Consider the following 17,190-nt stretch of genomic DNA (forward strand, 5'->3'; position numbering starts at 1 on the left):
AGCGGATACGACCTAGACACTCGCATCCTTGCAGGTCAGCGGCACCTTTCTGCTATCGGAGCATCAGGCGGCCCAGATCCGCTGAATATCCAGGGCTAATCCTCCGTGCGTTGAGCAATCAAGCTCAACGCCCACGAGATGATGCACCGCATGACCGACTACACCGCCACCGGCACCATCATTCCCAACGGCGAACCCATCGCCGTCATCTGCAACCTGCCACCCCACGACAGCAACTGGCACCACGACATCGTCCACGGCGACTGGACCAGCACACCTGACGGCTGCCTCGCGATCCGGCCCGCCCCCCCAGCGCGGGGCCGACGTACACCGGATCCGAGAGGAAGTTGGCCAGCGCTTCTGCCAGGGGTGCGGCTGCATGGGGTCCGATAAGCCCTTCCGGGCGACTGAGCGGCGAGCGGGCAGGGCCCCGCGGCCGGTGCTGGACATTCCGGGTGAACCACACATAGCAACTAGTTACACAAAGTGATCATTTGGTTACTTTGCCAGGGAGCCCACCCACACGCACCCCACCCCCCGGGAGTCACACCGTGCGACGCGTCGCAACCCTGCTCGCCACTCTCGCCACCACCAGCGCGCTGGCCCTCGCCGTACCCGCCTCCGCCTACGCCGCCCACGGGCAGCTCATCTTCTTCAGTACCGATCGAGTCGTCGACAATCCGACCGTCTGCGTCAATCAGCCGCTCGGGCCACAGCCTCTGGAGAACCGGACGACCGAGTACGCCCTCGTCTACTCCGGCGCCAAATGCAGCGGAAATGTTCTTGCCGTGGTCCCACCAGGCGGCACGACGACCGAGTCGGCCGGCAAGAGCGTGTACCTCCCGTAGATCGGGTAGGAGGGCCGGTTCGCCCGGCCCTCCCCCAAGGCGGCCGCCCCCTCGCGGAGCTGACGCCACCTCAGAGCGGCAGCCCGAACAACTGGGCGTCGTGGCCGGCGAAGAGGCGGCTGCCGTCGGTACCCAGGTGCCAGACCTGTACGCCCGGGCCGGAGTCACGGAACTGCCAGCGCAGTCGTCCGGTGCGGACGTCCAGTGCGCAGACGCCGCCGTCGACCGGACCGGGGACGTAGAGGGTGTCGTCCACCTGGAGCGGGCCGCTGCGCGGGTCGAGGCGGAACGGCACCCTGGCGGACCACTTCCGCTTGCCGTCGGCCGGGTCGTGGCGGTCGATCCGGCCGTCGTCGCGCAGCAGCAGAACGTCGCCGTCGGCGGGGACCGCCCTGAGGTAGCGCCAGGAGTCGCTCTGCTCGGGCATGATCGTCCAGGCCGCACCACCGTCCGCCAGCCGGATCGCCTGGATTCCGCCCAACCGGCTGGACACGTAGACGTGTTCGGGCCCGCCCCCCACCTCGTAGGCTTCCGCACCGGTCTGGACCGACCACAGCCGCGAGGTGTCCTCGGACTTCAGCACCGACAGTTCGCCCTGCCCGCCGTGGGCCAGCAGCCGGCCTCCGGCGATCGGCGTGAACCACTCGTACCAGGTCCCCGGGGGAAGCCGGTGGCTCCAGAGCGTCCGGCCGGTGTCCGCGGACAGCGCGAACAGGGCCGTTCCGTCGACCTGCCGCCGCTGCCAGGCCATCCCGTACAGCACTCCGTCGACGCAGTCCTCCAACCGCACCGTCCCGGGGTCGCCGAGCTCCGGCGGGCAGGGCAGCCGCCAGTCGGCGGCCGGGTCGGTGAGGTGGAAGCTCCTGATCCGGCCGCTGCGGACATCGAAGATCCGCTCGCCCACCACCATGGGCGGGTTCAGGCCGGGCGGTGGCGACGGCTCCCCGGGCGTCGGGGTGGGTTCGCCCTCCGACAGGTCGATCCGGCGACGCTCCGCCCCGGTGGCCGGGTCCAGCGCCAGCAGTTCGTCATCGGCCACGAAGAGCGGCAGCGAGGCGGAGCCGGGGATCCGGTCGACCTTCCGCACGGCGGCACCGCGGTGCACCCAGAGTGGGCGGGGCCCCGGAGGGACGGCCGGGGCGGTGGGGTCGGCGGACTTCACCGGGGCGGCCGGGGAGCCCTCGTTCAGCCACCACGCTCCGCCCACCAGGGCCAGCGCACCCGCTCCGAGAACTAACTGACGTCGCGTCAGCCCAGTGCGGTAGGGCGCGGGTTCGTCCTCCTGGCCCGCGGAGCCCGGACCGGAACCCGCCAGCACGTCCGAGCTCGGGTCCCTGCCCGGCTCCACGTCAAGCATGATCTCGCCGACCAGCTCCCCGGGCTCCTCCGGCCGTTTCTTCCCCATACCCCCGCACGCTCCCCCCGTGACACCCCGCACGGAGGATAGCCCACGTCCCGTGGGACACGAACGGCCGGTCGGCCCGGATGCACGGGCCCGACTGTTCGCCGACAGCCGGCAAGCCACCTTCGCCGGCCTCGGCCCACACGAACACCTCAACCCCCGCTCCGGGATGGGCGACCGGCCCCAGCGCCACGAGCCGCCGACGCGGCCGCACCGGGCCCGACCCGGCCCGTCCGAGGTCCGGGCGGGGTCCGGGCGGGGTCCGGTCCGCACGCGATCGACCCTTCGGCAGCGCGGCTCAGACCGACCCCACCGCGCCGCCTTCGCACCCGCGCCGCACGACTTCCCGGCCGCGGCCCTGCGCACGGCCGGCGGCGGGTAGGGTGAGCCTTGACCTGGTACATACCTGGGATTGACCTTCCGGTCGGCCCGGCGCGATCGGGCCTGACGGGGCATGACCGGGTGTGACCGAGCAGCCTGGCGCCGGTCGGCGCGAGGCCGGCACGATTTCTGGACGGGAGTCACGGTGACGGAGCAGGCGAAGGCCAAGGATCGCAGCGCACTGGCACAGCTGCTGCTGGAGCATCCGCCGATGGCCCGCGAGCTTCCCGGCTTCGCGGTCGACGGGCTGCCCGCCAACCCGGCCGAGCTCTTCGGCGAGTGGCTGACCGGGGCGTTCGAGGCCGGGGTGCCGGACCCGCAGGTGGTCACGCTCTCCACGGTGGACACCGACGGCTGCCCGGACGCCCGGGTACTGGTGCTGCGGGACGTCGACGTGACAGGCGCGGGCTGGGTGTACGCGGCCGACGCGGACAGTCCGAAGGGGCGCCAGCTGGCCGCCCGCCCCCGGGCCGCGCTCACGGCGTACTGGCCGCTGCTGGGCCGTCAGGTCCGGGTTCGCGGCATGGTGGAGGCCGCGTCACCGGAGGATTCGGCACTCGACTTCCTGGGCCGCTCGCCGTGGTCCCGGCTGGCCTGCCTGGTCGGGCACCAGAGCGAGCCGCTCAGCTCCTTCGAGGCGTACGACAGCGCCACCCGGGAGGCCGAGCTGCTGCTCGAGGCCGACCCGAAGGCGGTCGCCCCGGGCCACACGATCTACACCCTGCGGGCCTCGGAGGTCGAGTTCTGGCAGGGCGACGCCGCCCGCCGCCACGTCCGGGTCCACTACACCCGCAACGAGGTGGGCGCCGTCGCCGGCGTCTGGTCGCGTACGCTGCTCTGGCCCTGAGGAGCCCACGAACGGCGCCGGCGGCGGCGCCGCGGCGCCGCGACGGCCCGCCACCGTGCGCACAAGTGTGAGGCCCTGGTGATGACTTGGCGCACCGGGGCCTCTCACACCGGCTCCCGTGGATACCGTGCCGCCAGAGCGTGATCGACCACGCTCACCGGGACCGCACTGTGACCACGATCACCTGAAGTCCGTCCCGGATTTCCGTTATCGGACGCCGGCCACCGGATCTCCAATGCGACAGGGCAGTACGGACAGGCCGACGGAGAAGGTGGACCACAGGATGGACAGGGACTGCGGCACGGCAACGGTGGTACAGGCGCAGGCCGGTGACCGGCGCGCCACGGACGAGCTGATCGGCAGCCACCTCCCGCTGGTGTACAACATCGTCGGCCGGGCGCTCTCCGGACACCCGGACACCGATGACGTGGTGCAGGAGACCATGCTGCACGCCGTGCACGGCCTGCCCTCGCTGCGCGAGCCGGCAAGCTTCCGGTCCTGGCTGGTGGCCATCGCGATGAACCAGATCCGCCGCCGCCACCAGAGCGCCCAGGCGCAGCCTGCCGCTCCGGGCGGGTACGAGCCGGGTGGCTGTGAACCGGCCGATCCCAGCGCGGACTTCGTGGAGCTGACCATCGTCCGGCTCGGTCTCTCGGGCCAGCGCCGCGAGGTCGCGGAGGCCACCCGCTGGCTAGACAAGGACGACCGCGAGCTGCTGTCGCTGTGGTGGCAGGAGGCAGCCGGCCAGCTCACCCGGACCGAGCTGGCCGCCTCGCTGGAGCTTGCGCCGCAGCACGCGGCGGTCCGGGTGCAGCGGATGAAGAACCAGCTGGAGAACGCCCGGGTGGTGGTCCGGGCACTGTCCGCCGTACCGGTCTGCGGGCAGCTCTCCGAGATCACGGCGGGCTGGGACGGGACGCCGGGGACCTTGTGGCGCAAGCGGATCGCCCGGCACGTACGGGACTGCGGCTTCTGCGCGCGGCAACGGGACGGGCTGTTCCCCGCCGAGGGGCTGCTGGCCGGCCTCGCCCTGGTCCCGGTCCCGCACGGGCACCTGATGTCGGGTGCGCTCGCGAACGCCCTCTCGGCGCACGCGCACGCGGCCGGCTCCGCGCACCCGGTCGCGGCCGGATCCGCCCATGGCTCCGGAGCCTCGCACGCCGCGTCCGGTGCCCGCAGGGCGCACCGGCACGCCGCCGGACGGGGACGCCGGGGGCTGCCGAAGGCGGCGTCCTCCCACAAGCTGCTGGTGACCGCGCTGGGTACGGCGGCGGTCACGGCCGCCGCCGCCGGTGTGGTCGCCGCCGCACAGGGGCCGTCGAGCACGGTGACGGCCGACCCGGTCGCCGCCCCGCCGGAGAGCGTCTCGGCGCTCTCGCTGGGCACCGACCCGACGCCGGCCGCCGCGCCCTCGTCACCGGCCGCACCGTCCCCCTCGACTGCTCCGTCCTCCGCGGCGCCCTCCCCGTCCGCCTCGGCCACCCCCTCGCCCAGCGCCTCCGCGACGCCCTCGCCGACCCCGACGGCGACCCGGGCCCCGTCGAGCCCGGCCGGCAGCCCGACCGTCCGCGTGGCGCCGACCACCTCCTCGATACAGCAGCAGGTCATCGACCTGGTCAACGCCGAGCGTGCGAAGGCCGGTTGCAAGCCGGTCAAGAACAACTCCAAGCTTCAGACCGCCGCGCAGGGGCACTCCGACGACATGTCGGCCCGCAACTTCTTCGACCACACCAACCCCGACGGTGAGGGTCCGCAGCCCAGGATCGAGGCGGCCGGCTACCGCTGGAGCACCTGGGGCGAGAACATCGCCCGCGGGCAGAGCACGCCTGCCGACGTGATGGACACCTGGATGCACAGCCCGGGCCACCGGGCGAACATCCTCAACTGCGCGTTCACCGAGCTCGGTGTCGGCGTCCACCAGAGCAGCGGCGGCCCCTGGTGGACCCAGGACTTCGGCGCCCCGAGCTGAGACCGACGCGGGAACTCCCCCCGGTCCCAGGGCAAAAGGAGTTGTCGCGGGACCGGGGAAGGCCGAGGATCGTGGCCATGGAACGCCCCGCCGAGATCATCAGACACGACCGGGTCGAGCTGCGCCGCTGGCGCGCCGACGACGCCGCGGCCATGGACCGCCTGGTCATCGACGCCCTGCCGCACCTGCTCCCGTGGATGCCCTGGGCCGCCGAGCACGACTTCGCCGCGGTGGCCGACTACACCGCCCGCAGCGAGCAGTGGTGGCTGGACGGCGAGGCGTACAACTTCGCGATCACCACGGATGGTGAGTTGGTCGGCAGTTGCGCGCTGATGCGGCGGATCGGCCCCGGGGCACTGGAGATCGGCTACTGGATCCACCAGGGCTGGACGGGCCGGGGACTGGTCACGATGGCCGCCGCCGCACTGGTCCGGGAGGCGTTCGCGCTGCCGGAGGTTGAGCGGCTGGAGATCCACACCGACAGCGCCAACACCGCCAGCATCGCGGTGGCCCGGCGGCTGGGCTTCACCGAGATCTCGCGCAGGCCGTCGCCGGGAGGACCGTGCGCTCCCGCGCGGGACGGTGTCGATGTGATCTGGGAGCTGCGCCGCTGACGGCCGGCGGAAGCTCCTCCTCCTCCTCCTCCTGGGGACACCGTCCTCCTCCCGCCGCCGGGCCGGCGGCCGGTGTCACCGGGAGGAGGGACGCGACTTGACCACCAGGTAGGCGCCCTGGCCGATCAGGAGGATGCCGGCCAGTTGGGCCGCGTACCTCACGGGCAGGTGCTCGTTCAGCGGGAGCCGGTGGATGGTGGCCGAAAAGTTCAGCAGCAGTCCGAGAATTCCGACGACCACTCCGCTCACGAACCTAACCCGCCGAATGCGGTCGTTCGCCATTCCGTTACAGCCTTTCGTCACTTCGCGGTGTTCCGGATCGCGTTGGTGCGGCACTCAGTTCCAGCGGTGGCCCGAGCAGGTGCAGCAGGCTGCGGTTGTGCTGGAGCAGCCAGGAGAGATAAGCGGGGTTGACCCGGGCCAGGTCGATGTAGGCGGCGCGCAGGTCGGCGTGCAGGGTGTCGAGTGCGCCGGTGGCCAGCGCGCCGGGCCGCCAGATGAGCAGCAGCCGGACGGCGAGCGGGTCGCCGTGCAGCGGGCGGACGGCGGTGCCCGGAGCGGCGGCCGAGGTGGGCTGACAGGGGCGTACGGCCTCGCCGGAGGCGACCAGTTCGGCGGCGGTGGCGTGGTCCCGGACCTGCACCACGCGCGGGTCCAGGCCGGCCTCGCGGAAGATCCGGCGCAGCGCCGCGTACTCGTGGTCGGCCGCCGGGTCCACCATCCAGGTGTCCTGGGCGAGGTCGGCGAGGTGCACCACGGGCCGGGCGGCGGCCGGGTGCCGATCGGAGAGCGCGACGAACCGCGGTTCCCGGCCGACCAGTACGCGGTGTTCGACGCCCGGCGGGAGGCGGAGCGGGAAGCCCTCACTCTCGTGCACGAAGGCGAGGTCGAGCTCGTCGTCGGCGACCATGCGCAGCAGGGCGATGGCCGAGATGTCGATGTGGATGGCGGGGTCGACGTCGGCGCAGCGCTCGCGGACCCGGCGCAGCCACCCCGGGACGGCGCGGCTTCCCACGCTGCCGATCCGCAGCCGCTTCCGTTCCCCGCCGGCGGCTTCCTGCCGGGCGGAGGAGACCAGGGCGGCCATCTCGGTGAGGATGGGCCTGGCACGGGAGAGCACCGAGTGGCCGAGTGCGGTGGGCTGGCTGCCGGTCTGCTCACGGGTGAACAGGGCGCCGCCGATGGTCCGTTCGATCCGGTGCAGCTGAGTGGTGAGGGACGGCTGGGTCATGCCGAGCTGCAGTGCAGCCTTTCGCACACTGCCGGTGTCCGCGATCGCGCACACCACTCTCAAATGCCTCACGTCCAGTTCCACGACGAGAGCATAACTACCAGTCAGATTATCCGCCAGGGACATGCCAGATAGTGAAACGGTTCACCATGGGGTTCCCAAGCCGGGGTATTGGTCCGAGCTATCGCCCATTGACATCATCCGCGAGTTCGACGGGCTGAACCAAGCTCTCTGCAGCACTGGTTCACCCGATGACCACGGCGTTGCCCCACAGCGATCGTGGAACTCGCGAATGGAGTCCCCCACATGAAACTCTCCAAGCTTGCCCTGTCCGCCGCGCTCGGACTCGCGCTGGCGGGCGGCCTGGCTGCCGCCCCCGCCTCCGCGGCGAGTGCCGACACCACGGCACGCCAGGGATACACCGCCTCCTCGTACACCGGCTCGGCCGCGGAGGCGGCCGCCAACAAGGCCTTCTACCAGGCGGTGATGAAGTCCGCGCTGGCCAAGCAGGCGGCGCACCCCTCCCTCAAGGCGGTCGTCGTCACCTACGACCCCAGCAACGCACCGTCCTTCGCAAGCCAGATAGCTGCCAGCGCGCAGATCTGGAACAGCTCGGAGCGCAACATCCAGCTCCGGGCGGGCAGCAACGCCGACTTCAGCTACTACGAGGGCAACGACTCGCGCGGCTCGTACGCCGACACCGACGGCCACGGCCAGGGCTACGTCTTCCTCGACTACAGCCAGGCCCGGCAGTTCAACCCCACCCGGATCGTCGCGCACGAGACCGGGCACGTGCTCGGCCTGCCGGACCACTACTCGGGCCCGTGCAGCGAGCTGATGTCCGGCGGCGGCCCCGGCCCCTCCTGCACCAACCCGTACCCGAACGCCACCGAGAAGCGCCGGGTGGACTCGCTGTGGGCCAACGGCCTGGCGGCGGCGACCCACTGACGCCACGGCCTGTCTGAGCAGCCCGACCCCGCGCGGGGTCGGGCCGTTCGGCCTGCCGCCAGCAACTCGTCAACTCACCCTGCCTGCCGACGTGTTCGCGCTACCGAAGGCCACGCTCACGGCCGGTGCGTGTTGCTGACGGTGTCAGCGAAGCTCCGGGCGAGCGGGGTGAGGGCCTCCCAACGGCGTACCGCCCAGCCCACCGCCAGGCGCGGCAGGTCGGGGATGGGGATGAAACGCAGCGGGCCGGTTCCGGCGTCCTGGAGCTTCTGGTCGGGCAGCGCCGGGACGATGGCGTGTCCGAGGCCGAGCTCGGTCAGCAGGACCGCGGTGTCCCAGTCGGCGACGCTCGGTTCGGGGCTGATCCGGATGCCAAGCTCCGCGAAGGCCGTGTCCAGATGGGCCCTGGCGGAGGAGTTCTCCGGCAACCTGATGTGCCGGATGTCGGCGAGGTCGGCGGCCTCGACCCGGGACCGGCCGGCGAGCGGATCACCGGCCGGTACGGCCAGCACCCAGGGCAGTTCGACCACCGGGTGCTGTTCGATGCCCCGGAGCGGAGCACCGATGGTGATCCAGGCGAGGTCGATGTCGTTGGCCGCGAGGGCGGTGAAGCACCTGCGGCTCGAGGTCTCCGTCTGGAACTCCAGGCTCGCCTCGGGATAGCGCCTGCGGAAGGCGACGACGGCCTCCGACATGAAGTGCCGCACGGTGGTCGCTCCCGTCGCCACCCGTACCGATCCGACCTCGCCGCGCACCAGTTCGTCGATGCGGCGCAGCGCGAGGTCGAGGCCGGCGATGCCCTCCGCGGCCGCCGCCTGCAGGAGGCGGCCCGCCGGGGTGGGGACGACACCGCGCGGCTGACGCTCCAGCAGGCGGGTACCGGTCTCCCGCTCCAGCCGTTTCACATGCTGGCTCACCGCGGACTGGGTGCAGGAAAGCTCCCGGGCGACGGCACTCAGGCTTCCGCTCTGGCACACCGCCACAAGGACACGCAGGTCATCAAGGGTCACTCACCCCAAGTTAGCCCTTGGATCAGACATAGGAAACCCTAGGATTGACTTGGATTCAGGCTGTCCCGGATGATCGCCGCAGGGCCCAGGGCGGCAACCCGTCCCGCTCTCCCTCGTCGGTCCGGACCGCGACGGGGAGTCGGACGGGTGTCGACCCGCCGGGCTCCGCGGGAGCCCCGCCCGTCGTCCGTACGTCCGATGGCCACCGTTCAGGGCCGGCGCGGTGCTCGACGAGGCGGGCGCCCGGCTGGACTCCCCCGCCCGACACCCGCTCCACACTCGCGAGTCGACCCGGTCTGGAAGGACTTCGGCACAGTGCCTGCTCCGCTCTCCATTTCAACCTCCCGCTCCGACGGCCTCTCGCCGCGCCCGTGGACCGTCGCGGTACTCGGCCCGGGAGGTGTCGGTGGCCTGCTGGCGGCCCTGCTCTCCCGGGCCGGACACCGGGTGGTCTGCGTGGCCGGGGAGACGACCGCTCAGGCCCTTCGGCAGGACGGATTCCGGGTCCGCAGCGGGCAGTTCGGCGACTTCACCGCCCGCGTCGAGGCGGAGACCGAGCTGCGCGAGCCGGTGGACCTGTGCCTGATCGCCGTCAAGCACACCGTCCTTGACGTGGCGCTGGAGCGGATTCCGGCCGGGGTGCTGGGCGACGGCCTGGTGGTGCCGCTGCTCAACGGCATCGAGCATCCGGACGCGCTGCGCGAGCGCTACGGCGTGCGCCGGGTGGCCCCGGGTGTGATCCGGGTCGAATCGACCCGCACCGCACCCGGTGTCATCGAGCACGGCAGCCCGTTCGCGGAGATCGACCTGGCCGGGGCGCCCGAGCTCCTCCGCCCGCTGACCGCGGTACTGGAGGGCGCGGGTGTACGTACCCGAGTGGTCGAGGACGAGACCGCCGTGCTCTGGGCCAAGCTCGCCTTCCTCGCGCCCTTCGCCCTGCTCACCACCAGGTACGGGCTGACCGTCGGCGACGTGCGGACCGGGCACCGCGAGGAGCTGGCGGCCCTGGTTGCCGAGGCCGCCGCGGTGAGTGAGGCGTGCGGTGCGCCGGCCGACCCTGCGAAAGCCCTGGCGCTCTACGACGCGTTCCCGGCCGGCAGCAAGTCGTCGATGCAGCGCGACGCCGAGGCGGGCCGCCCGCTGGAACTCGACGCGATCGGCGGGGCGTTGCTGCGAGCGGCCGAGCGGCACGGCGTCCCCGTGCCGGTCGCCGCCCGGCTGATGGCCGAACTGACGGCCCGTTGAGGTGACGGACGCCCCGTCACCCGGCGCGCCCGTCTCGACCGCATCGGGACCGACTGGACCGACTTGACCGACATGCGTCCCGCCGGCCCGGCCGAGGTCATGGCACGGGCCCGGTGATCCCGTAGTCTCCGAGTCCCGGGCCACCCGCCCGGGTACTCCACTTCCGCACGAGACCGGAACACACCACCGATGTCGACTTATTCCGCCACCGCAACCACCTCCGCACGCAACGGCGCCTGGGTCCGCAGCCACACCGCACGCCCAGCGACCCGGCTCCGCCTGCTGTGCTTCCACCCGGCGGGCAGCGGCCCGTCCTTCTTCCGGGACTGGCCCACGCTCCTCCCCGGGGACATCGAGATCCTGTCGGTCCAGCTGCCAGGGCGTGAAGCACGGTTCGCCGAGCCCCACCTGACGGACTACCGGCACGCGGTGGAGCAGCTGTACGGCGGTCTGCGGCCGTACCTCGACCGCCCGTACGCGCTGTTCGGGCACAGCATGGGCGGCCTGCTCGCATACGGACTGGCTGCGGCCGCCCGGCGGCACGGCGACCGTGCGCCCGCGCGGCTGCTGGTGAGCGGCTGCGGCGGGCCGGGTACCGCGCCCGCGAAGCCGGGCCGGTCCGACTGGTCCGACCAGGAGCTCGTGGCCGACCTCAGGCAGATGGGCGGCACGCCCGAGGCCGTGCTCACCGACCCCGACCTGTTGGACGTCATCCTGCCGGTGCTGCGCGCCGACTACGCGATCTGCGACTCCTTCCGCCGGCCCGAGGGCCCGCTGCTGGACTGCCCGGTCAGCGTGCTCGGCGGGGAGGACGACATCTACTCGGTCGACGATCTCCGGCTGTGGTCCGCCGTGACCCGCTCGACCACTTCCGTCCGCACCTTCCCCGGCGGCCACTTCTATCTCAGCGAGGAGTCGGCCGACCCCCTGCTGGCCGCCGTCAAGGCGGACCTGGCCGACACCGACTGAGCCTCCCCGCGCGCCCCCGGCCCGTCGCGACCCGCGTCACGGTCCGCGGCAGCCGCCCGGGCGCCCCGCTCCGACGCCCGTACGGCATCCTGGATGCCGTTTCCCGCGGCCTCGGCGGAGCGGGCGGGTCCGCTCGCCGTCGCTCGCGGGGAACGCGGCGCCCGGACCGTCCGCCGCCGGCCCCCAAGCGGCGGGCCGGGCGGGAACACCCGGGCCGGACGGGCGGTTGTCCGCTCCGGCGAACACCTACCGAAGGGAACACCCGTGAGCCTGTACGACATCCCGCTGCGCACCCTGGACGGGCAGCCCGCCTCGCTGGCCGACCACAAGGGTAAGGCGTTGCTCTTGGTCAACGTGGCGTCCAAGTGCGGCCTGACGCCGCAGTACGCGGGCCTGGAGCGACTGCAGCAGCGCTACGCCGAGCGCGGGTTCACCGTGCTCGGGTTCCCGTGCAACCAGTTCATGGGCCAGGAGCCGGGGAGCGCCGAGGAGATCCAGACCTTCTGCTCCACCACCTACGGCGTCTCCTTCCCGCTCTTCGAGAAGGTCGAGGTGAACGGGGACGGCCGGCACCCGCTGTACGCCGAACTCACCGAGGCGGCCGACGCCGAGGGCGAGGCCGGTGACATCACCTGGAACTTCGAGAAGTTCGTCATCAGCCCGATCGGCACCGTGGTGGGCCGCTTCCGTCCGCGCACCGAGCCCGAGTCGGCCGAGTTGGTCGCCGCCATCGAGGCCCAGCTGCCGGCCTGACCCGGCGCACACCCCTGCCGTGGACCGGGTCCACGGCAGGGGTGGCGGTCCTGTACTGTTTCTCTTCGTCCAGCACTGGACGCATTTGACGACCCGAGGAGGTGGGACCAATTACCGCTGTGTCAGGTCGGGTGCTCCCATCTCACGGCCGCGCGGTCGATCCGAAGCAGAGCTAGCGGACCGCGGGAGCGCCCAGAAGGCTTCCCGAAGGGTTTCCGTGTCGGTTTTCTCGTCAGTTCCGCTCCGCTCCACCATCACCACCAGGCTGCGCGCCGCCGGCTGTGTCTTCGCCGAGGACGAGGCGCGGCTGATCATCTCCACCGCCCGCACCCCGGTCGAGCTCGCCACCATGGTGGACCGCCGGGTGGTGGGCCTTCCCCTCGAACACGTCCTGGGCTGGGCCGAGTTCCGCGGTCTGCGGATCTCCGTCGACGCCGGGGTCTTCGTGCCGCGCCGCCGGACCGAGTTCCTGGCCGAGCAGGCCGCCGCGCTCGCCCGGGCCGGTGCCGTGGTGGTCGACCTCTGCTGCGGTTCGGGCGCGGTGGGCGTCGCACTGCTCTCGTGGCTGGACGGGATCGAGCTGCACGCCGCCGACGTCGAGCCCGCCGCGGTGCGGTGCGCCCGGCGCAATCTCACCGGTGCCAACAGCCATGTGTACCAGGGCGATCTCTACGAACCGCTGCCCGGCGACCTCCGCGGCCGGGTCGACGTCCTGGTCGCCAACGCGCCGTACGTCCCCACCGAGGAGATCCGGTTCCTGCCGCCGGAGGCCCGCGACCACGAGCCGCTGGTGACGCTCGACGGTGGCGCGGACGGGCTCGACGTCCAGCGCAGGGTGGCCGCGCAGGCCGCCGGCTGGCTGGCCCCGGGCGGCAGCCTGCTGATGGAGACGAGTGAGCGCCAGGCCGAGCGGACCGCCGCGGCCTTCACCGCCGGCGGCCTGACCACCCGGGTGGCCTCCTGCGACGAGCTGGACGCCACCGTCGTCATCGGCACCAGGCCCTCCGACGCCTGACCGGTGCCCGGCCGTCCCGGTGGAGGCCGCTCAGACCTCCACCGGGCGGTGAGGTCGAGCCCCTGCCCGCGCCATTGGCACCGGGCAGGGCGCAGTGCTGACCGGGCTCGACGGTCAGCGAGATCGACCGCAGCAGGTAGCGGCCGTCGCGTACCACGTCGACCCCGAGGGTGCGCAGCAGCGTTCCCCGGGACGCTACTTCCGCGCTCGTCCTCTACCGGATCCTCCCAGCGTCGACGCCGCGAACGTGACACGGGCGGTCTGGCAGCAGCCCCTGACATCGCTCACCTGCCGGCCGCCCGGCTGTCCGGCCCTCGGTCACCGCTCCCGCCGCCCTGTCCGAACGGCGCCGATCGGCCGTGATCTCGCGACACTCGGCCACGAACCGTTCCGAAGTGGTGACAGCTGTGCAACTAGTCCGTACCCGAGGAGGATCACTCAGCCGATCTGGCCGCACACTGTCAGTGGGGTGGGGAGGATCCGGTTGCCATCGGCACCGGTTCCGTCGAGATGGGAGGGAGCTAGCGATGGACAGTGAGGCAACGGCGTTCGGGGAGGCGCAGGCCGTCCACCAGCTGTTCGAGGAACACGCCCGCCGGACGCCGGAGGCACTCGCCGTGGTCTGCGGCCAGGAGCGGCTCAGCTACGCGCAGCTGGACGCCAGGGCCAATCGGCTGGCCCGGCACCTGGCCGAGCTGGGCCTCGGCCCCGGCCACCTGGCGGCGGTCGCGCTGGGCCGCGGCCCCGAGTTGCTCACGGCGCTGCTCGCGGTGCTCAAGTCCGGTGCCGCGTACGTGCCGTTGGAGCCGACCGGTCCCGATCCGACCGTCCGCCACGTCCTCACCGAGGCGGATCCGCTGCTGCTGCTCACCGAGGAGGCGTACCGGGTACGGCTCACGGACGCCAGCAGCCGCACGGTGCTGTGCGTGGACACCTCGGCCCAGGCGGTCGCCGCCCATCCGGCGGCCCCGCTCGGCATCCGGTTCCAAGGGACCGATCTGGCCTGCGTGTTCTACACCTCGGGCTCCACCGGGGTGCCCAAGGGCGCGCTGATCGAGCATCGCAACCTGCTGCACGCGTACCGCGGCTGGCAGTCGGTCTACCGGCTCTCCGCCACCGACCGCTTCCTGCAGACGGCAACGCTGGAGTTCGACGTCTTCACCGCGGACTGGATCCGCGCGCTCGGCACCGGCGGCACCCTGGTGATGGCCCGGCGGAACTTCACCCTGGACCGCACCGCCGAGATCTCCGAACTGCACGAGCTGATCCTGCGCGAGTCGGTGACGGTGATGGAGACCAACGTCCACACACTGCGCCGACTGTTCGCCCATCTGCTGCCGCGCGGACTGGAGTTGGGCCGGGTCAGGCTGCTGTCGGTGGGCGCGGAGAAGTGGTACCTGGACGAGCAGCTGCGCCTGCAGCGCTACCTCGGGCCCGGGGTGCGCCACATCAACGTGTACGGCGTGGCCGAGGCCGCGGTGGACAGTACGTACTTCGACAGCTCGTCCCTGGCCGAGGCGCCCGAGCACGCCGAGCTGATCTCGCTGATCGGGCGGCCGTTCCCGGGCACCCTGGTGCATCTGCTGGACGCGGCCGGCCGGCCGGTGCCGCAGGGCCGGCCCGGCGAGATCTGCCTCGCCGGCCCCGGTGTCGGGCGCGGCTACCTCAACCGGCCCGAGCTCACCGCCGCCCGCTTCGTCTCCACCGAGCTGGACCGGGACGGCCGGATCTACCGCACGGGTGACATCGGACGGCTGCGCGCCGACGGGATGCTGGAGTACCTGGGCCGCGCCGGTGCCGACGCTCCCGACTCCGTCGGCGCCGACGAGTCCGCGGCCGCCGCCGAGCTGGCCGAGGTCGAGGCGGTGCTGCGCGGCCACCCGGCCGTCCGGGAGAGCGCGGTCAGTCGGATCAGGACGGCCTCGGGCGAACTCCGGCCGGTGGCCTACGTGGTGACCGGCGGCCCGGCGCCGGAGCGCGGCTCCGCCGGAAACGGCCCGGCGGCGGAGGACGGCCCGCTCGGGGGCCACCCGGCCGCGGACGGTGTGGCCGAGGGCTGGGCCCTGCGCGCGTACCTCGCCGAGCGGCTGCCCGAGCGGCTGATCCCGGACGTCGTGGTGCCGCTGACCACGCTGCCCCGCACCCGGGCGGGCAAGCTGGACCGCCGCGCCCTGCCACTGCCCGCCCCGCGCGAGCACACCGCCCAGCCGACCGCCCGCGCCGGCGCGCCCGCCCGGGCGGGCTCCGCCAAGGCCGGGGTGCGGTCGCGCGGCTCCGCCAAGGCCGGGTACCGCCCGGCCCGTACCGCGGGCGGCACGGCCCCCTCCCCGCGCGGGACGGCCGCCGTCCTGACCGCCCTGGCGTTCGGGATCGCCGCCTTCGCCCTGACCGATCTCTTCTGGCCCGGCTCCACGGACGTCACGGGCGTGCCCTCGCCCTGGGCGGTGCTCTTCCGACTGCTGTACGTCTTCGAGTGGGCTGGCTTCGGCGTGGGCATGGCCTTCCTGTTCCTCGGCGGCCCGGTGCTGGAACGCATCCAGCCGGCCCGCCCGCCACAGCTCACGGCCTGGTCGGTGGCCGCGATCGCCTGGTTGCTGCTCGCCTGGTGGCCACAGGACAACTGGTACCGCACCACCCGCGCCACCGACTGGCCCCGCGAGGCCGCCCTGGTCTACGGCTTCAACGTCACCCTGATCATCGCCGCGCTGGTGGTCGTCCGCTTCCTCGCGTGGAAACCCGCCTCGGCCGCCCGCTGACCGCCCGGGCCCGTCCGACGCGGGTGACGGCGGCGCACCGGCTCCGCCACCCGCCGGGGCCCGCCGGGCGGGCCTACGGCCGCTGCTCCGGCACCGGCCGCAGCCCGGGCCAGCGGATGAGCACCCGCCGGCGTAGGTCCGTGCTGAGCCGGCCGAGCCCGCCCATCCCGGGGTGCCCGGCGGCCAGCCGGCCGACCACGCCGAGGCGGTGGGCGAGCCGCTCCCGGGCGGTAGCGGTGCCCCAGGTCCAGTCCCGGACCGGGAGCCGGGCCAGCTGGTCGGCCGTCCCGCGCTCGGCCCTGGGCACCAGTGCGTCGCCCTGGAGCAACCAGCCTGCGCAGGCGTCGGCGAGTCCGTGACCGAGGCTGTCGTCGGGTTCGGTGCCGGTCTCGGTGCGCCACACCGCGCGGTACGCCTCCTCCGCCCGGGTCAGCAGCGGCTCGTCCGACGCGGTGACGCACCAGCAGGTCGGGAAGCCGATGCGCAGGTAGGCGAGTTCGGTCAGTCCGCTGCCCAGCGAGGCCTGCTCGAAGTCGATGAACCTGACCCCGTCGCCGGTGTGCAGGTCGTTGCCGGGGCAGGGGTCACCGTGCAGCAGGGCATGGCCCGGTGCCCGGCCGAGCCGGTGCACCAAGTCATCGAGCTCGCCCGGCACTTCGGTTGGCACCGGCATCTCCAGCGTCTCGGCCAGCCGGAGGAAGGCGTCCACGTCGGCCTGGCCCGGCCCCTGCCGGCGCGGCAGCGTTCCGGCGTCCTGCGGGCCCGTGGTGGCGTGCAGCCGGGCCAGGGCTTCGGCGTAGCCGACGATCCAGTCGCCGGACGGGCTCCGGTGCTCCAGCTGCTCCAGGACCAGCACGCGCTCGGCGGGATCGGTGGCGAGCAGCTCGGGCACCACGGGTGTCCGGGCCCGGGCGGCGAGCCGCAGCCCGGCCACCTCCCGGGCGTACCGCTCGTCCGCCCCCGGGCCCTCCACCAGCTGCTTCACCACCACCGGCCGACCGCCGAGCTCCACTTGCCAGACCTTCGAGCGCGGGCTGCTCTCCAGCCGCCGAGACCTGCCGGGCGCGCCCAGCTCGGCTCGCAGCCCCTCCCCCAACGGCACCGGCGACTTCATCCGCCCGTCCCCTCCCCTATTGCCGGTCGGTCCTAGTAGACGACGGCCGGGCAGCGCTGTCCAACGGCTTTCCGGTGCCGGTCGCCTG

The 17,190-nt window shown here is 72.9% G+C and carries 15 protein-coding genes; 10 read left to right on the plus strand and 5 right to left on the minus strand.

The window, feature by feature from the left end; translation table 11 throughout:
* Nucleotides 1–551: 551 nt before the first annotated feature.
* Nucleotides 552–848, plus strand: coding sequence for a hypothetical protein (locus tag ACZ5ON_RS16970; RefSeq protein WP_465592374.1), 297 nt, complete (start codon nucleotides 552–554; stop codon nucleotides 846–848).
* Between the two features lie 70 nt (nucleotides 849–918).
* Here the strand turns inward: ACZ5ON_RS16970 and ACZ5ON_RS16975 are convergent, their stop codons facing one another.
* The gene (locus ACZ5ON_RS16975; RefSeq protein ID WP_465592377.1) at nucleotides 919–2,253 is read right to left on the minus strand and encodes an outer membrane protein assembly factor BamB family protein; all 1,335 of its coding nucleotides are present in this window, start codon (nucleotides 2,251–2,253) and stop codon (nucleotides 919–921) included.
* Between the two features lie 523 nt (nucleotides 2,254–2,776).
* Between ACZ5ON_RS16975 and ACZ5ON_RS16980 the strand changes: the two genes are divergently transcribed.
* From ACZ5ON_RS16980 to ACZ5ON_RS16990, 3 genes are all read left to right on the plus strand, one after another.
* Nucleotides 2,777–3,478 carry a pyridoxine/pyridoxamine 5'-phosphate oxidase gene (locus tag ACZ5ON_RS16980; protein ID WP_465592380.1) on the plus strand — a complete coding sequence of 234 codons (702 nt, stop codon included), beginning with the start codon at nucleotides 2,777–2,779 and terminating at the stop codon, nucleotides 3,476–3,478.
* 283 nt (nucleotides 3,479–3,761) lie between these two features.
* Complete coding sequence (locus tag ACZ5ON_RS16985; RefSeq protein WP_465592383.1) at nucleotides 3,762–5,447, plus strand: sigma-70 family RNA polymerase sigma factor; 1,686 nt, start codon at nucleotides 3,762–3,764, stop codon at nucleotides 5,445–5,447.
* Between the two features lie 77 nt (nucleotides 5,448–5,524).
* Complete coding sequence (locus ACZ5ON_RS16990; RefSeq protein ID WP_465592386.1) at nucleotides 5,525–6,061, plus strand: GNAT family N-acetyltransferase; 537 nt, start codon at nucleotides 5,525–5,527, stop codon at nucleotides 6,059–6,061.
* Between the two features lie 75 nt (nucleotides 6,062–6,136).
* Here ACZ5ON_RS16990 and ACZ5ON_RS16995 read toward each other — a convergent pair whose 3' ends face one another.
* The gene (locus tag ACZ5ON_RS16995; RefSeq protein WP_465592388.1) at nucleotides 6,137–6,310 is read right to left on the minus strand and encodes a hypothetical protein; all 174 of its coding nucleotides are present in this window, start codon (nucleotides 6,308–6,310) and stop codon (nucleotides 6,137–6,139) included.
* Between the two features lie 37 nt (nucleotides 6,311–6,347).
* On the minus strand, nucleotides 6,348–7,364 hold the full coding sequence (locus ACZ5ON_RS17000; RefSeq protein ID WP_465592876.1) for a LysR family transcriptional regulator: 1,017 nt from the start codon (nucleotides 7,362–7,364) through the stop codon (nucleotides 6,348–6,350).
* A 234-nt stretch (nucleotides 7,365–7,598) separates the two neighbouring features.
* Here ACZ5ON_RS17000 and snpA point away from each other — a divergent pair, with 234 nt between their 5' ends.
* The gene (snpA, locus tag ACZ5ON_RS17005; RefSeq protein WP_465592391.1) at nucleotides 7,599–8,240 is read left to right on the plus strand and encodes a snapalysin; all 642 of its coding nucleotides are present in this window, start codon (nucleotides 7,599–7,601) and stop codon (nucleotides 8,238–8,240) included.
* A 116-nt stretch (nucleotides 8,241–8,356) separates the two neighbouring features.
* Here the strand turns inward: snpA and ACZ5ON_RS17010 are convergent, their stop codons facing one another.
* The gene (locus ACZ5ON_RS17010; protein WP_465592394.1) at nucleotides 8,357–9,250 is read right to left on the minus strand and encodes a LysR family transcriptional regulator; all 894 of its coding nucleotides are present in this window, start codon (nucleotides 9,248–9,250) and stop codon (nucleotides 8,357–8,359) included.
* A 315-nt stretch (nucleotides 9,251–9,565) separates the two neighbouring features.
* On the opposite strand from ACZ5ON_RS17010, the gene ACZ5ON_RS17015 reads away from it, so the two are divergent.
* The 5 genes from ACZ5ON_RS17015 (at nucleotide 9,566) to ACZ5ON_RS17035 (ending at nucleotide 15,988) form a co-directional block, all read left to right on the plus strand.
* Nucleotides 9,566–10,495, plus strand: coding sequence for a ketopantoate reductase family protein (locus ACZ5ON_RS17015; RefSeq protein WP_465592397.1), 930 nt, complete (start codon nucleotides 9,566–9,568; stop codon nucleotides 10,493–10,495).
* Between the two features lie 189 nt (nucleotides 10,496–10,684).
* The gene (locus tag ACZ5ON_RS17020) at nucleotides 10,685–11,464 is read left to right on the plus strand and encodes a thioesterase II family protein (RefSeq protein WP_465592400.1); all 780 of its coding nucleotides are present in this window, start codon (nucleotides 10,685–10,687) and stop codon (nucleotides 11,462–11,464) included.
* A 264-nt stretch (nucleotides 11,465–11,728) separates the two neighbouring features.
* Nucleotides 11,729–12,217, plus strand: a complete 489-nt coding sequence (locus ACZ5ON_RS17025; RefSeq protein WP_465592403.1) for a glutathione peroxidase — start codon at nucleotides 11,729–11,731, stop codon at nucleotides 12,215–12,217.
* 217 nt (nucleotides 12,218–12,434) lie between these two features.
* Nucleotides 12,435–13,232 (plus strand): putative protein N(5)-glutamine methyltransferase, encoded by a 798-nt coding sequence (locus tag ACZ5ON_RS17030; protein WP_465592406.1) that lies wholly within the window; start codon nucleotides 12,435–12,437, stop codon nucleotides 13,230–13,232.
* Nucleotides 13,233–13,759: 527 nt separating this feature from the next.
* The gene (locus ACZ5ON_RS17035) at nucleotides 13,760–15,988 is read left to right on the plus strand and encodes an amino acid adenylation domain-containing protein (RefSeq protein ID WP_465592409.1); all 2,229 of its coding nucleotides are present in this window, start codon (nucleotides 13,760–13,762) and stop codon (nucleotides 15,986–15,988) included.
* Nucleotides 15,989–16,061: 73 nt separating this feature from the next.
* On the opposite strand, the gene ACZ5ON_RS17040 is transcribed toward ACZ5ON_RS17035, so the two are convergent.
* Complete coding sequence (locus ACZ5ON_RS17040) at nucleotides 16,062–17,102, minus strand: aminoglycoside phosphotransferase family protein (RefSeq protein ID WP_465592412.1); 1,041 nt, start codon at nucleotides 17,100–17,102, stop codon at nucleotides 16,062–16,064.
* Nucleotides 17,103–17,190: the final 88 nt, after the last annotated feature.

It is taken from the genome of Kitasatospora sp. NPDC032150 (assembly GCF_055579945.1).

Coding starts and splice junctions, on each gene's coding strand:
- ACZ5ON_RS17035 (WP_465592409.1), top strand. CDS start 13,760: ATGGACAGTGAGGCAACGGCGTTCGGGGAGGCGCAGGCCGTCCACCAG.
- ACZ5ON_RS16975 (WP_465592377.1), bottom strand. CDS start 2,253: ATGGGGAAGAAACGGCCGGAGGAGCCCGGGGAGCTGGTCGGCGAGATC.
- ACZ5ON_RS16990 (WP_465592386.1), top strand. CDS start 5,525: ATGGAACGCCCCGCCGAGATCATCAGACACGACCGGGTCGAGCTGCGC.
- ACZ5ON_RS17040 (WP_465592412.1), bottom strand. CDS start 17,102: ATGAAGTCGCCGGTGCCGTTGGGGGAGGGGCTGCGAGCCGAGCTGGGC.
- ACZ5ON_RS16985 (WP_465592383.1), top strand. CDS start 3,762: ATGGACAGGGACTGCGGCACGGCAACGGTGGTACAGGCGCAGGCCGGT.
- snpA (WP_465592391.1), top strand. CDS start 7,599: ATGAAACTCTCCAAGCTTGCCCTGTCCGCCGCGCTCGGACTCGCGCTG.
- ACZ5ON_RS17020 (WP_465592400.1), top strand. CDS start 10,685: ATGTCGACTTATTCCGCCACCGCAACCACCTCCGCACGCAACGGCGCC.